The organism is Metallosphaera javensis (ex Sakai et al. 2022) (genome assembly GCA_021654415.1).
GTDB lineage: Archaea > Thermoproteota > Thermoprotei_A > Sulfolobales > Sulfolobaceae > Metallosphaera > Metallosphaera javensis.
In genome coordinates this window covers 1,714,391-1,728,279 of the sequence record AP024487.1, presented here as the reverse complement: position 1 = coordinate 1,728,279, position 13,889 = coordinate 1,714,391, and the positions used below count along the sequence as shown (strand labels likewise).

At 49.6% G+C, this 13,889-nt stretch carries 14 protein-coding genes; 7 read left to right on the top strand and 7 right to left on the bottom strand.

Annotated elements, in window-relative coordinates; all coding sequences use genetic code 11:
• Window positions 1-6: 6 nt before the first annotated feature.
• Together QVC96_RS09820 and QVC96_RS09815 are read right to left on the bottom strand one after the other, a co-directional pair.
• Complete coding sequence (locus QVC96_RS09820; RefSeq protein ID WP_287689112.1) at window positions 7-951, bottom strand: iron-containing alcohol dehydrogenase; 945 nt, start codon at window positions 949-951, stop codon at window positions 7-9.
• On the bottom strand, window positions 951-1,781 hold the full coding sequence (locus tag QVC96_RS09815) for a DMT family transporter (protein WP_238026762.1): 831 nt from the start codon (window positions 1,779-1,781) through the stop codon (window positions 951-953). The genes QVC96_RS09820 and QVC96_RS09815 overlap by 1 nt, the downstream gene beginning before the upstream one ends.
• 256 nt (window positions 1,782-2,037) lie before the next feature.
• Here QVC96_RS09815 and QVC96_RS09810 point away from each other — a divergent pair, with 256 nt between their 5' ends.
• Entirely contained in the window at window positions 2,038-4,059 is a 2,022-nt protein-coding gene (locus QVC96_RS09810; protein WP_287689111.1) for a xanthine dehydrogenase family protein molybdopterin-binding subunit, read from the top strand.
• A gap of 39 nt (window positions 4,060-4,098) precedes the next feature.
• On the opposite strand, the gene QVC96_RS09805 is transcribed toward QVC96_RS09810, so the two are convergent.
• Window positions 4,099-4,584, bottom strand: coding sequence for a CcdC protein domain-containing protein (locus QVC96_RS09805; protein WP_238026764.1), 486 nt, complete (start codon window positions 4,582-4,584; stop codon window positions 4,099-4,101).
• A gap of 302 nt (window positions 4,585-4,886) precedes the next feature.
• On the opposite strand from QVC96_RS09805, the gene QVC96_RS09800 reads away from it, so the two are divergent.
• Together QVC96_RS09800 and QVC96_RS09795 are read left to right on the top strand one after the other, a co-directional pair.
• Window positions 4,887-5,876, top strand: coding sequence for a hypothetical protein (locus tag QVC96_RS09800; RefSeq protein WP_287689110.1), 990 nt, complete (start codon window positions 4,887-4,889; stop codon window positions 5,874-5,876).
• 111 nt (window positions 5,877-5,987) lie between these two features.
• The gene (locus QVC96_RS09795) at window positions 5,988-7,181 is read left to right on the top strand and encodes an MFS transporter (RefSeq protein ID WP_287689109.1); all 1,194 of its coding nucleotides are present in this window, start codon (window positions 5,988-5,990) and stop codon (window positions 7,179-7,181) included.
• A gap of 58 nt (window positions 7,182-7,239) precedes the next feature.
• On the opposite strand, the gene QVC96_RS09790 is transcribed toward QVC96_RS09795, so the two are convergent.
• Complete coding sequence (locus tag QVC96_RS09790) at window positions 7,240-8,235, bottom strand: AAA family ATPase (RefSeq protein ID WP_287689108.1); 996 nt, start codon at window positions 8,233-8,235, stop codon at window positions 7,240-7,242.
• A gap of 227 nt (window positions 8,236-8,462) precedes the next feature.
• Here QVC96_RS09790 and QVC96_RS09785 point away from each other — a divergent pair, with 227 nt between their 5' ends.
• Genes QVC96_RS09785 through QVC96_RS09770 form a run of 4 tightly spaced genes read left to right on the top strand, consistent with a single transcriptional unit; the run spans window position 8,463 to window position 10,864 of the window.
• Window positions 8,463-9,311, top strand: a complete 849-nt coding sequence (locus QVC96_RS09785) for an ABC transporter ATP-binding protein (protein ID WP_238026768.1) — start codon at window positions 8,463-8,465, stop codon at window positions 9,309-9,311.
• Window positions 9,280-10,020: a hypothetical protein gene (locus tag QVC96_RS09780; RefSeq protein ID WP_287690474.1), complete on the top strand. Its 741-nt coding sequence runs from the start codon at window positions 9,280-9,282 to the stop codon at window positions 10,018-10,020. The genes QVC96_RS09785 and QVC96_RS09780 overlap by 32 nt, the downstream gene beginning before the upstream one ends.
• On the top strand, window positions 10,017-10,550 hold the full coding sequence (locus tag QVC96_RS09775) for a hypothetical protein (protein ID WP_287689107.1): 534 nt from the start codon (window positions 10,017-10,019) through the stop codon (window positions 10,548-10,550). The genes QVC96_RS09780 and QVC96_RS09775 overlap by 4 nt, the downstream gene beginning before the upstream one ends.
• A 50-nt stretch (window positions 10,551-10,600) precedes the next feature.
• Window positions 10,601-10,864 carry a hypothetical protein gene (locus QVC96_RS09770; RefSeq protein ID WP_287689106.1) on the top strand — a complete coding sequence of 88 codons (264 nt, stop codon included), beginning with the start codon at window positions 10,601-10,603 and terminating at the stop codon, window positions 10,862-10,864.
• Here QVC96_RS09770 and QVC96_RS09765 read toward each other — a convergent pair.
• From QVC96_RS09765 to QVC96_RS09755, 3 genes are all read right to left on the bottom strand, one after another.
• Window positions 10,820-11,725 carry an alpha/beta hydrolase gene (locus tag QVC96_RS09765; protein ID WP_287689105.1) on the bottom strand — a complete coding sequence of 302 codons (906 nt, stop codon included), beginning with the start codon at window positions 11,723-11,725 and terminating at the stop codon, window positions 10,820-10,822. The genes QVC96_RS09770 and QVC96_RS09765 overlap by 45 nt on opposite strands.
• 197 nt (window positions 11,726-11,922) lie before the next feature.
• Window positions 11,923-13,305, bottom strand: a complete 1,383-nt coding sequence (locus QVC96_RS09760; protein ID WP_287689104.1) for a phytoene desaturase family protein — start codon at window positions 13,303-13,305, stop codon at window positions 11,923-11,925.
• Window position 13,306: 1 nt separating this feature from the next.
• The gene (locus QVC96_RS09755; RefSeq protein ID WP_287689103.1) at window positions 13,307-13,780 is read right to left on the bottom strand and encodes a porin; all 474 of its coding nucleotides are present in this window, start codon (window positions 13,778-13,780) and stop codon (window positions 13,307-13,309) included.
• Between the last annotated feature and the right edge of the window lie 109 nt (window positions 13,781-13,889).

The window sequence follows — 13,889 nt, the reverse complement described above, 5'->3', positions numbered from 1 at the left end:
CAAAGATTAATCATAGACCGTCTCGATGAATTCCTTGGCCTCCTCAACGCTCATTTTCCTAGGATTTTCTGAGGCATTGGTCATCTCACTCAACTTCTTGGCGTGAGTAAGTGCCCCCTCAAGGGTAGTATACTTAGAGAGGCTCTCCTTAATCCTGTACTTCTCAAGGATTTTCTCCAGTGTTTCCACAACGTTACCCAACTTTGGGGCCCCACCATTGAATTTCACGGCCTCAATCAAGGATATGCAGGACGTGACGCCGTGGGGAATGTTGAAGGCTGGTCCGTAAACGTATCCAAAGACGTGACTCAATCCTCTACCCCCATACATGAAAGAGAGTGAGGCCAGCCAGGTACCCACTTGACAGAGCTCAAGGTCCCATTTCACGAGGCAGTTTACAAGGTACTCGTATCCCTTCGCAGAGAGAGCATCGGTAAAGGGAGAACTCTTCGTGGAGTAGCTTGCCTCAACCGCATGATCCAATGCCCTGAATGCGGTGGTTACCACTAGCCTCTCAGGAGTCCCTGTTAACGAGAGCGGGTCAAGGATGACCACGTCAGGTGGTCTTGTCCTCACTGTCTTCTTGATGCCGTCATCAGTGTATCCGGCAACCGCAGTGTGCTCTGCTCCCGACAATGTGGTCGGAACGGAAACGTGAAAGGCGGGAGAGGAAATCTTGACCGCATCGATGATGCTTCCTCCTCCCAGGGATATCACGTTCCTTCCCTTTATCTTGGAGAGAACCTCAAGCTCTGCCTTAGGCGTATGCTGTGATGGTCCCCTTATCACCAAGGGATTATCCACCCTGGATGTAACCTCTCTTAGAAGGGAGGAATTCAAGAGGCTCCCGGTGGTCACCACGATGGGTTCCTTCATCTCCAGATCCCTTAAGGAGTCCAGGACTCCCCTCCCGTAATACACCCTCACGTTGTAAAACTGAGTGACCCACATTATTTTCTTGACGTAATGGTCAAATATATTCCTATCAGCGTTATCACGGATCCCACGGCCTCTCCCAGGCTTGGAAGTACGCCAAGGGTTAGAAAGCTGAGAATGTATGCCGCAATTGGTACAAGAAGAGAACCGGCAGATGCCCTGATGCTTCCCATTTCCTTTAACGCATTGAACCAGAGGATGTACCCCACAGCCTGCCCCAGCACGCCTAGAGCTATTAGTAGAGCTAGGGTAAGGGGAGTGAAGGTAAAGTAATAGTCCAGGGGAGTGACAGCAAGCGCCACGGGTAAGGACACCAAACTCATGAAAGCGTTAAGCTTGGGCACGCTCTCGCCCGTAAGGTTCCTTGAGTAGTACACAGTTCCCACTGCCCAGCTTATTCCTCCGATCAGTGCAATCAGGATTCCCACATCTAGACTGGCTGATGTGATGGACAGAGCAAGCCCCAATATTCCCAAGACAATCCCTACCACTGATCTAGTAGAGATGGTAGTTCCCAGCATTCTCTCAAATATTATTACGAATATTGGCTGAGTGTATATCATCAGTGCTGCAAGTCCTGGGTTACTGGAAATCGAGGTACCCACGTTAAGGCAAAGCATGAAGATGGTGAAGTTGAAGATCGCAGTGATGAGCTGTTTCCTCCCGGCAGATACCTTGAAACCGGACATGATAAGAAAGAAGAGTGCCCCGACAGCAAATCTGACCCAGGTAATGATCAGGGGAGAAACGTCTGCCGACACTATCTTGGTCAGGGGATAGGTTAACCCCCACACTATGGCCAGTGGTCCTAACCATCTAAAACCCTTGAGATAGGCATTAGACACAGAGAATTAGTATCAAATTAAAGTTTAAATGGTTAATTATTTTCCTTTTTTGAAATCGATCTGGGTTTATCATGCAGTTTTGATCTAGGGGCGTTAGGGCATTGATAAGTTACACAGTTACGTCACTTCCCTCAACCGGAAAACAAAAAAGTCGTATCGGAACTCCTGACAAGACCTATTGGCGAAGTTTAAGAATCAAAAGAAAGTTAATATTCAGGTAGTTAAGCTTAATACGCGTTTCGCGTAGATATAGGATATGTTAAAGGAACACTACCCCATTATAGTGGGAAAGTCCGTATACATAGACGACATAACTCCCCCTAATACGGCTTACCTTCATGTGGTCAGATCTCCGATAGCGAGGGGGATAATCAAGTCGGTGTCGGGACCAGAAAAGGCTCTACTCACCTTCACCTGGGAACAGGTAAAGAATTGGATGCCGGTGAGACTCTTCGGTCCATCCGAGGGTCTTCAGGTGGTGAGGATGCCAGTGCTGGCAAATGGAAGGGTGAACTTCGTGGGTCAACCCGTGATGGCCTTTGTGGTTGAGGATAGGTATGAGGGGGAAGATCTGGCTGATGAGGTTTCTCTGGATTATGAAGAGTTAGAGGCCGTGACTGATCCGGAAAGGGCCCTTGAAACAGAGCCCATTCACCCGGAGCTCAGGAGTAACGTTTTCATGGATCAACCCCTTCAGGGAGGCAATCTCTCCCTCAAGGAAAAGGCTGACGTGGTTGTGAGAAGGAAGATCAAGCAGAGCAGGGTGGCAACAAATCCCATGGAGCCCAAGGGGATTCTGTGCTGGTGGGAGGGAGACACACTAAACGTCAGGGTATCCACTCAGGCTCCCTTCGGGGTGAGGAACGACCTTCATGAGCTACTTGGTATACCGCCTGAGAAGATCAAGGTCAGTTCCCCACCGAACGTGGGAGGTGGTTTCGGAAACAAGAGCGGAGGTTACCCTGAATATGCCTTAGCTGCCTTAGCCTCACTGAAGCTAGGGAGACCCGTGAAATGGATTGAGACTAGATCTGAGATACTAAACAACGCCCAGTCGCAGGGGAGAGGAGAGGTATCTGACATGAAGCTCTACGCCACTCGATCCGGTGAGATGCTGGGAATGGAGGGAGTGGTAATAGCAAACATGGGGGCATATGCCTACGGAATAAACTATTTCATATCTCAGTTCGTGGCCAGACTCTCCAATGGTCCATACAAGTTAAAGTTTGCCTCAGTAAGGGCGGTCACGGTTTACACCAATACTCCGCCCATGGGCTTCTATAGGGGAGCTGGAAGACCTGAGGCTGCGCTCATTCATGAAACCTTAGTGGAGGACTTGGCTGAGGAACTGGGGATGGATCCAGTGGAAATAAGGAGGAAGAACCTCGTTGATGATTCAGGTTACGTGACACCTCTTGGTTTAAGGTATGACGCAGCAGGATACAGGGAGGTATTTGATAGGGCAGCCAATTACTACAGAAAGCTTAGAGAAACATCCAGGGGAGTATCCCTTGTGACCTTCACCGAGATAGTGAGGACCTCACCGGGAGAGAGCGCTAGGATAGAGGTCAGGGATGGGAGGGTAATAGTTCACCTAGGGTTGGGAGCTCATGGTCAGGCATACGAGTCTTCCTTTAAGGGACTAGTGGCTGAGGAACTGGGAATAGACCCTGATAAGGTCGAGGTCAAAACCGGTGACAGTGAGGGAGTGAAGGAGGGAATAGGAAGTTTCGGCTCAAGAGGAGGCACTGTTGGAAGCTCGGCTGCTCTGGCCGCTGCCCAAGAACTAAAGAGGAGAATGGGTGGGAGGATTGACCTGAGCAAAGAGATTGCAGTGGAGGTGTTTTATAGGGCCGAGGACATATTTGCCCCAGGAGCCCATGTGGCCAGGGTAGAACTGGATCGCGAAACGGGCATGTTCAGGGTGGTGGAATACTACGCTGTGGATGATGTGGGAAGAGTTCTCAATCGCGAGGAAGTGGAGGGCCAAATAATTGGAGGGGTTCTTCAGGGAGTATCTCAAGTTATGATGGAGGCCATGAAGTTTGATGAGAGGGGTAACCCCATGTGCAGTTCAGTGGCGGATTGCGGTATGTTGACTGCTGTAGAAGGTCCTAGGAAGGTTACTCCGGAGTACGTGGAGTTCAGGTCATCCCTCTTCTCAGGATCAAGGGGTGTTGGCGAGGCTGGAACCACGGGCGCCCTTCCAGCCACTTTCCTGGCTCTAGAGAAGGCTCTGGGAAAGAAGTTGAGCTCGTTACCCTTTGAACCATGGTAAATTAAAACGAATTTATTTAAATCTTATTATATTATTTCACTATATTAATCCTTTCTTCATAAAGTTAGCCATTCTTAAAACATGATAGGATTCTCCTATCAAAAGACCCGCTGAAAACATGAGCATGGAATCAATGATTAAGGAAATGGTTATGTTTGTAGGAAACAGGAATTCAAGCGACAATCTCACCAAGAGCAGGACTAGCCAAACCCCGTAAATAAACGATGACCTTTTGTAGTATAATTGCTCATCTTTATGAAACAGCGTTACAGATTCCCCATATCTCATTCCGACTAAGAAACCGGCAAATACAGCGACAATTACAAAGGGTAAAAAGGAAATGTTCTCCAATGAAATGATTAATCCAAGAAGAAGATAAATAATTGGCCTTATAAGGAGTCTTCTAGGGCGGTACCTTCTCCCATTTCTATTCCTTAGGAATCCAATAAATACGATGATTGCTATAATAAATATATAGATTAAAATACTGAGATTTGTGCCAGAAGCATCATTTACTGAAGCCATATTAGTCACATGATTAGTTATTTCATTAACAAGATAATAAAATCTCTTATGCAATAATGTTTTGTTCCAGAAAGCATATATGATCTTTTAAGGGTTACTAGACCAACTTAAAGTTATGATTGCCCAAAGCTAAGTGGTTTTCAATTTCCCTCTAAATATTAGCCTCGTTTGCATCACGGAGCCTGCCATTTATACTGCAAGCCTGCTAGGTGATATTTCATTATTCACATTTTGTTCAAATTTAAAAGAATTGACAAGTTTTCGTTAAACTTGAGCAAAGTTTAATATTTACTTTGACAAAAGTGTCAGAAAAGGCGAAATTGTTACAATTTGATGATACTTCAAGGGACATTGTTAGATTACTTCATTTTCCCGGTGAGGAAAGGCAGTTTCATTACCCCACCTCCTCTAGAATCGCAAGCAAGCTTGGAATAAATTTCAGTAAGGTGGACAGGAGACTCCAGGAGATGAGATCTGCCGGATTCGTATCGGAGAAACTGTACATAGCCCTCAACCTGGATTATCTGGGTTTCTCCAAGTTCATCCTGCTGGGATTGACTCCCTCCCGTGAGGTGAAGGCAATTTACGATGATGTGAGAAGGGAACCTCCCTCATTCCTGGAGAGCTTTTATAGAGCCAACACGGGCCCTCCCTCGGATACATCCCTTGTGGTCATGGAAATAGTGTCTCACGAATCCACACTGAGGGAGAAGCTGGAGTACATGTCCTTAAAATACAGGAACCTGGAGATAATGGATAATACCATAGTTAAGGCGAACTTTATCTCAGTGAAACCAGAGACCCATCAGGAAGAGAGGGTCCTGAAGAACTTGAAAGAGAGAGACTCACTGGAGAGGAAAATCCTGAGATCTTTGTGGGACGATACGTCACTTTCTGTTCCCAAGATAGCTAATAAGGTGATGAAAGGGGAGGGAAAATCTAGATACAGGACAGTTAAGAGGATCCTGGACTCCATGGTGAAGTTGAGGGCGTTCTGGCTTTACCCCCAGATAGACTCCACGAAGTTGAGTGGGAAGACCATGTTCGCCCTAACCATACTCTGCGATGAAAAGGACAAGGCAGAGACCACGAGCAGGACCTTAAAGATACTTTCAGAGAACTATATAATGTACAGGGATTACTATGAGGGCATGATTCCGGTGGGATGTGTTTATGAAAACAGGGATGAGTACATGTCCTTAATTCAGAGCCTGAATGACGCTCATCTCGAGTATATCGTGTATGAGGACTTCTACGGCTTTTCCACGGGGAGGTGGCCCTTACCGGAATGACGTCCAACTTTCCGTACCCCTTTACGCTGGTTTAGAGCCTTTCCATTGACATCAAGAGTGTTTAGAACCTTAATCATAAAATATTTAATGTTCATTCATTCCATTTAGTCTATGAAACGGGACGTCTTTTTATTAATGATCTCGAGGGTTGCAAGGAGCTTCGCCGCCGGGCTTCTGGCGGTAATTGTTGGATTGTATTACATTCACGGGTTACATCTCTCCCTTCTGCAGGTGGGTATATTGTTCGGGGTGGGGGCCTTCGTTACGCCCCTGCTTACCCTGGTGCTGGGATTTTACTCTGATAGGTACGGAAGAAAAAAGATACTTCTGGCCACACTCTCCTTCCTTCCCGTGTCAGTCCTCATCCTTCTACTCACCTCAAACTTCTTCCTTCTCATGTTATCCTCTGCGCTGGGAGGTTTCGGGATAGCAGGGGGACTAGTGGGTGGAGGTGTTGGAGCGAGTGTGGCCCCCATGCAGACCGCGCTTCTCACCGAGAAGGTTAAGCCGGAGGAAAGGACCAAGATATTCTCCTGGTTCACCATTATCTCCAGCTACGCTGGCTCTGCAGGAGCTCTGCTAGCCAACGGATCAAGCTATGTCGAGCTCTTCGTGATCTCCTTTCTGGTATCTGCCCTATCTGCGCTGGCCATTCTTCCCGTGAAGGAGAACTTTAAGCCAAGGGAGAGGAAACAGGAGCCCAAGGTAACAAGGAGAGATAACGAAACGATAAAGAAATTCACCCTCACCGGTATCCTGAACGGAGTATCACAGGGGTTGATCGTTCCCTTCATTCCCATAATTTTCAGCGAGGCTTATGGTTTATCTCAGGGTTTCATTGGGGACCTAGTTTCACTTGGAGGAGTGATTTCGGCCACCCTCATGCTGGCAACTCCAGCGCTCACAGAGAGGCTGGGTTTCGTAAGGCTGATCATAACCACAAGGACCATTTCAGCTGTCCTAGTTCTCCTGTTTCCTTTCCTTGGGGTGTGGTACCTAGCCTCAATTGATTATCTGCTGTTCACTCCACTCAGGGTAATAGCGTTGCCAGCTCAGCAAGCGCTCATGATGAACCTGGTGGGAGAGGGAAGGAGAGCCACAGCCACAGGTGCGAATCAGGCTGGTAGACTTATTCCAGCTGCTGCCTCAACGTCGCTTTCCGGCTACCTGTTGCACGCTGTGTCCTTCGCGATCCCCTTTGAGGCCGCTTTCGTTGCCACGGTAGCTAACTCGTTCCTGTACTTCAAGTTTTTCAGGGGAGTTGATAAGGCAGTAACAGGTAAGGTGGTTATCTCTGAGGGGTAGACAGGGGCATGAAACGAGATGACGAGATCAAAGACCTTCATGGTGGGCGATCGTTGAATTAATCCCCAGTTTTCAGGAGTTCCCTATACATGGGATCCACCAGCGAGTAATTTTCACCTTCCTTTTTAGCAACTCTGGCATTGATTAGCTGTTTAAGGGCGTGGGTGAAGCTCCAGTCCTTCACCTCTCTTCCCAGTAAAGCTTCGGTCACCTTCTTAAGGTTCCTCCAGCTCGGAGAGTTTAGCAGGCTTAATCCCCTTAGGACTGCCCTCTCAATCTCTCCAAGCCTCTCGTATTCCTCTTTCACGAGCTTTAGGGCAATTTTTTCCACCTCTTCCTTGGATTTCTCGTGATCGTACCCGAGGCTCCTGAAATTGCCATAGTACGTGAGCCAACCCGCTATCCCCCTATACGTCAATGAGGCGTCCGTCATCTCCTGTTCGGTCATGTTCACATCACATCTTCTCTTACCCTCCCTGAGAAAGGCGATCCCCTCCTCCAGGTTCAGGGGTGTCACTTCCCTCTCCACAATTGGCCTACCCTTTATGGTCTTGCTCTTTCCCTTCCCTCCACCGGCCAATACCTTGGACATTCCAATCATGGATCCTGTAAAGATGAACCTTACATCACTGGAGTTGTAGGCCGTTGAGAGAACCGAGGTCAGCCAGGGAGTTGCTATGTTCTGAACCTCATCTACACCGAGAACCCTGTCACCCAGTTTCGAGAGAACCTTCTCCAGGGTGATTACAGGCTTCCTCTGGACCTCAACTTTCAGGATCCTGATATCTAGGCTTAGGGAAAGCGTCTCTATCCTATCAATAAGTCGACTGGTGAGCTCCCTGATGGAGGAGATACCGCTGGCGTCAAGGTAAATTCCGTCGAGCTCCTTGGTAACTATCTTGACTATCGAGGTTTTGCCCACCCTTTTTGGCCCCACAAGCAGGGGCCAGAACTTTGCCTCCACCAGTTTCTTAACGTCCTCGATCAGCTCGTCCCTATCAAAGAAGTTCTTCCTGTCGTCCTTGGGATAGGGATCGAATAATGAGCATGCCATATTAGTAACTAATAGGGGTACTCCCTTAAATTCTTCCCTTATTCCAGGGAGAATAGATGCCATATTAGTAACTAATAGGGGTATAACCAGGAGAGTTTGTACGTCAAGTCTCTGTCATCCCGTGTGATGGAACTTACAAAACTACTAACAAGATCCACAGTAAACTCCCTGGGGGAGAATATGGGCAGAAATATATTAACTGGTAGAAGATTGACCCATAATGATTCTTGATGATTCTTGTTGAGAACCTCACCAAGGTTTACGGCAAGAGACCGGTGCTGGACTCAGTAAGCTTCTCCGTGGAGAAGGGGTCCATTACGGGTTTCATAGGTCCCAACGGTGCAGGCAAGACCACCACAATCAAGATTCTCACAGGACTGCTCAGGAGAACCTCGGGTAAGGTGGAGGTGATGGGTATGGACCCATGGAACAACCCGAGGATTTACGAGAGAATAGCGATCATCTTCACCACAATCTATCACCCGCAGGAGGTTAAGGTGAGGGAATACCTCACCGACGTGGGGAAGGTATACGGCAGGGATCCCCGGGATCTCATGGAGGAGTTTGCGCTCACCCCACACGCCGACAAGAGGCTTTCTCAGCTCTCCTCTGGCTTGGCTCAGAGGGTTCAACTGGTGTCAGCCCTCATAAGGGACCCTGAACTAATCATAGCAGATGAACCCACCGCAAACCTTGACCCCAAGGCCAGGCTTGAATTCTACGACGTCATTTCCAAGCTCCACAGAAGGGGAGTTACCCTCTTCATCTCCTCCCATATACTCTCTGAACTGGAGAAGGTGATAACTCACGTGATCTTCATAAACAGGGGAAAGATCTCCTTCTCTGGTACAATAAATCAGGCATTGAGGGTTGAGGAGGGAGAGATTTACCTTCTCGTTGACGATCCTGAGAGGGCAATCAAGGTTCTTGGAAGGGGAACCATGGAGGGAGGATACATCAAGGTCACGGGTAACCTGAGGGAAGTGGTGGACCTTTTGGACGAGAACCACATTAGCGTGATCACTGTGAGGAGGTCGTCCCTTGATGAGGCTTTCAAGAGGTTTTCAAATATTTAGGATAGTTTTCAGGGAGAGGTACAGGGAGCCCACCCTTGAGCTGGTGTTGCCAACCATGCTAGTTGCCAACATTTTCCTCTCCGCATTTTACGAGAGGGGAAACTTCAGCCTCCTGGGCGTGGTGCTGGGTTTCACTCCTGTGATCAGCGTGGCGGAGACCCTGGCCTTCGCCCTGGGGCTCAGGAACGTCATATTCGTCACGGGAGATCACGTGTACAAGGGAAGTATAATCTCATTTCTCACCATGCCCGTGAGGAGAGAGATCTTCTTCCTTTACATATATTTCGCGGACGTGGTGATACCGTGGGCGTTGTGGCTCCTGACTTCGCTTCTTTACTCCCAGCTCTCAGGGATACGCGTGCCCTCCCTGCTGTTGGCCACCTTCACCTCGGGATACTTCTTCTCCCTCAACGTGGTGTTCCTTCTCACCATCCTCCTGAAGAGTCCTGGCGTTGCAACCCTGACCTCAATGTTCGTTCTTGGATCCATATTTGTGTTTGGGGGTGCCCTGGGATATTACCAGCTAATACAGGGAAACACTTCCCTCCTCTACCTCAGTTCCTTCTCCAACCCTTACGTGCTGTGGATAGCAGATTCGCTGGGAAGAAACCTGATCTCCCAGATAATCTCGGGGGTTTGGGTGGATGGGGTGCTGGCAGTTCTCGCCCTTCTATTCGCCTTCTTCAGATTCAGGGGGTTAGAGCCATGAAGATTGGAACCCTCCTACTCGCCCTGGGGATAGCGATCCTTGCCCTGGGCAGTGTGAGCATTAACGCACACGTGAAGTACACTCTAACCTTGGGACCCCACCCCGTGAACCTGGACGTCCCGCCCACAGCGTCAGGTTTCATCTCCATCTCTGAGAACGCCACAAACACTACGGTCTACGTCCTCATAAATCACGATGGGAGTAGGGTGGTCAAGCTTCCCTATTCCTCGCCCCTTACCCCGGGAAACTGGAGCATAGAGGGGTATAAGGAGATCATAGTCACCGTTGCCAAGGAGGTAATCACGCAGAACGAGACGTTGAAGTGCGGTAACGTCACTACCCAGAAGGTGGTAAATCACCTGGTTCAGAACGTGTCCAGCAACGTCACCTCTCCTGTGTATATTCACGTGGAGGTGGACAGAATGGACCTGGTACAGGATCCAGCCGTGGTGGAGGGCGTGGGAGGGATCCTGACGGCTCTGGGCCTGATCCTCGTTATTCTGGAGACCCGTCTCAACCTCTCAATTTAGTTTCGGTAATCCCTCTCTGAAAATTTAAGCTGAGGGGTGCAAGTAAACCCATGGGAAGAACAATTCCCTCGTATACGGGATCGGTGGATAGATTCCTCTCAGAACTTGAGAGGATTTCAGAAAGAACGGGTTACCTGGAGGACGTGTTAAAGGAGACCAGGAGGAGAATCAGGTACTTTCAGAACGCGTCCTACGACGAGAGCATAGATACCCAGACGCTGGTCATTGTTGCCATGATCTCGGTGATTGAGGACATGTGCAAGGGTAGATTAAAGGACGGATCTCAGAACTCCGGCAATGTGATGAATGGCTAACCTACCCGCAGTTATCCATGGATAGAACGAGAGGAAGCCGTGAATCATTCCCTGATATCTGACCAGGGTGGAGACGTTCCTAGCCTCGTTGAGGGAGTGAGAGTAGGTCTCCCCCTGATCCCTCAGGGGATCGTATTCTGCCGTTATCACCAGGGAGGGAGGCAGGTCATGGAGGTTGCCCAGGGCGGGTGAGGCGTAGGGGGATACTGCGTCTCTACCCGAGGAGAAGTACATGGATCCGAACCAGCTCATCATGGACCTGGTGAGGAAATATCCCTCGCCGAACTCGTGAATTGAAGGAGAGTTATCCACCATGTTGACTGCAGGGTAAATCAGGACCTGATATCCGATCATTCGTTTTCCCTGATCCCTATCCAGGAGGGTCATGACGGCGGACAGATTCCCTCCTGCACTGTCACCGGCAACTGCTAGTCTGGAGGTGTCCAGACCCAGCTTGCTCCCGTTTTCCGAGATCCAGAGAAGAGCATCCCAGGAGTCGTTCACCGCGGTGGGGAACTTATGCTCTGGGGCCAGTCTGTACTCGACTGAGAGGACAGCCACTCCGGACTCCTTGGCTATGAGGCTAGAGAGACCGTCATAGCTCTCAATGCTACCGAAAACGAAGCCTCCACCGTGATAGTAAACCAGCACGGGAAGATTCTCCCTGTTAGAGGGAACGTAAAGCCTGGCCCTGATCCTGGAATCCCTGGTGGGTATCTCGAGGTCCTGAACAATCTCCAGTTTCTCCCTCGTTGCGAAGAAGGCCGAGTCCCAGGCCCTCCTTAACTCCCTAACGTCGCGGGATAGGTCCTGGGGAGGTAAGAGGGAGAGGAATTTCTTTACTTCTGGATTCAGGGGCATACAATAACTGAGGAGAACAGGATAATAGGTAAAGAAGATCTGGTCAGGGGCGACATGAATCGGATGCTTGTGGTTTCCGACACGGCAGGCGAGGTGACACGCAATCATCGGGATAGATATTCCATTGCACACTCCCGTGACTCACGTCTTCAAGAATCAGTGGCTCGAATTGTTGGGTCTAGAGGATGTTTGTAGATTCACATTTCCCTGAGAATCCTATCCCTCACTAGAATGGAGGACAGGGTTACCATTGGAACACCTATTCCGGGCTGGGTGTACTGGCCCACGTAGTAGAGGTTCCTCAGTTTCCTGTTCTTCATGGGTAACCTGAAGGGGCCAGTCTGATCGAGAGTGTGGGAGAGCCCGAATGCCGTTCCCTGATACGCGTTGTAATCCCTCACGAAGTCCTCGGGACCGTAAATCCTGGAGTACTTTACCTGAATCTTGCTCCCCGTCTTAATTTCAAGGTCTCTCAACGCTATCTTAACCAGTTCCTCCTTGGTGTTGACCCCGGGCGCCACGGGAATAAGTATAACCAGGTCCCTTCCCAGCAGGTTATCGTCAGTTGCCCGCCTGTAGCTGACGTAATAGGACATGTTCTCCGGTGTGGGCAATCTCCTCTCCTCCAGTGACCTGAAGTGATCGGCCCAGTCCCCGTTCACTATCACCGTGTGATGGGGCAGGTTAATCTCTCCCTCCACTCCCAGGTAACCAAGGATCGCTGATGGGGCTAGCTTCTTCCTCCACCACTCCCTCTCCACCTGGAACTCATCTGGAAGGAGGGTATCCGCGTAGTGGTAGTCCATGTTAAACACGAACACGTCTCCCTCCACTTCCCCATCTGGAGTGATCACGGACATGACCCTCCTATCCTCAACCTTCACCCTGGTCACGGGAGAGTTAAGTCTGAACTCGATTCCCGCCCTCCTGCACATCTGGTAAAGGTTGTCCACATATCCCTCAAATCCGCCCTTGGGGTAATATACCCCCTGTCCATATATGGTGTAGTTCACCATTGCGTAAACTGCAGGCGTATTGAATGGAGAGCCACCCAGGAACACCGAGGAGAAGCCCATGGCCTTTCTCATGAGGTCGGTGCGAAAATATCGGGAATTGAACCTGTCCAGGCTCTCCCAGAGGGGAATCCTCCCCAGATTGGAGAGAACTTCCCTGTCCAGGAAGTCCAGTATGGTCATTTCCTTGTTCAGGAACTTCCTCATGGCCACTTCATACATGTAACCAGTGTCCTCAAGGTAATCCCTCATCTCCTCCGCGATCTCATGGAAGGTTACGCTCTCTCCCCTCTCTCCCAGTTTCCCGCTGTCAACCCTGACCAGCGGATTCACCCTAACCACGGGATGAGGGTTCTCCCCTATCTCGCGAAAGAACCTCTCAAACACCTCGGGCATGAGATACCAGGAGGGTCCCATGTCAAACTTGAACTCCCCTGCCCTGAAGGACCTGGCTCTCCCTCCCACGGTGGAGTTCTTCTCCACCACAACTACTTCCTCAAACTTTCCCCTCAGGAGAAGGGCAGTGGACAGTCCACCTATCCCTCCACCCACTATCACTGCCCTCATGTCACTTCTTCACCTGCAGTTCCGGGGGTATCTTGTCCAGTCCCTTTATCACGAAGAGGAACCCCCAGTTACCCTCTCCCTCAGCATGATGCACGTCGTGAACCAGGATCAATTCCCTGAATGGACTGTGCCTCATTCCCCAGCTCCTGAGGTGTAGATGCCTGTCGTGGATTACCATGTCGTGCACGAAGAAGTAGGCCACCCCATATCCCGTGAGGCCCAGACCAGCGCTCAGGGCCAGCAGGTTTCCGTGGAGGATCCCCTGAAATATCAGGAAAATGGCAACTCCAGCAAAAAGGAGCCCGAAGAGATCATTTTTCTCCAGTTCCGCCTGCCTTTCCCTGTGATGATCCTCGTGAACGGACCACATCACCCCATGCATCACATATTTGTGCATTCCCCTTGCCACGAACTCCATCCCCACGAAGGTGAGGGCGAAAATTCCTGCATATTCCAGCATATTTTCAATGATCATAATTGTAAGGGCGAGGGTCCCCTTTTAAATATGAATTAGATTTTTTCTTTCAGTTCCCTATAGTCGTCAATTAAAGAGTTTTTTACAAATGCATTAATTCACTTTAACA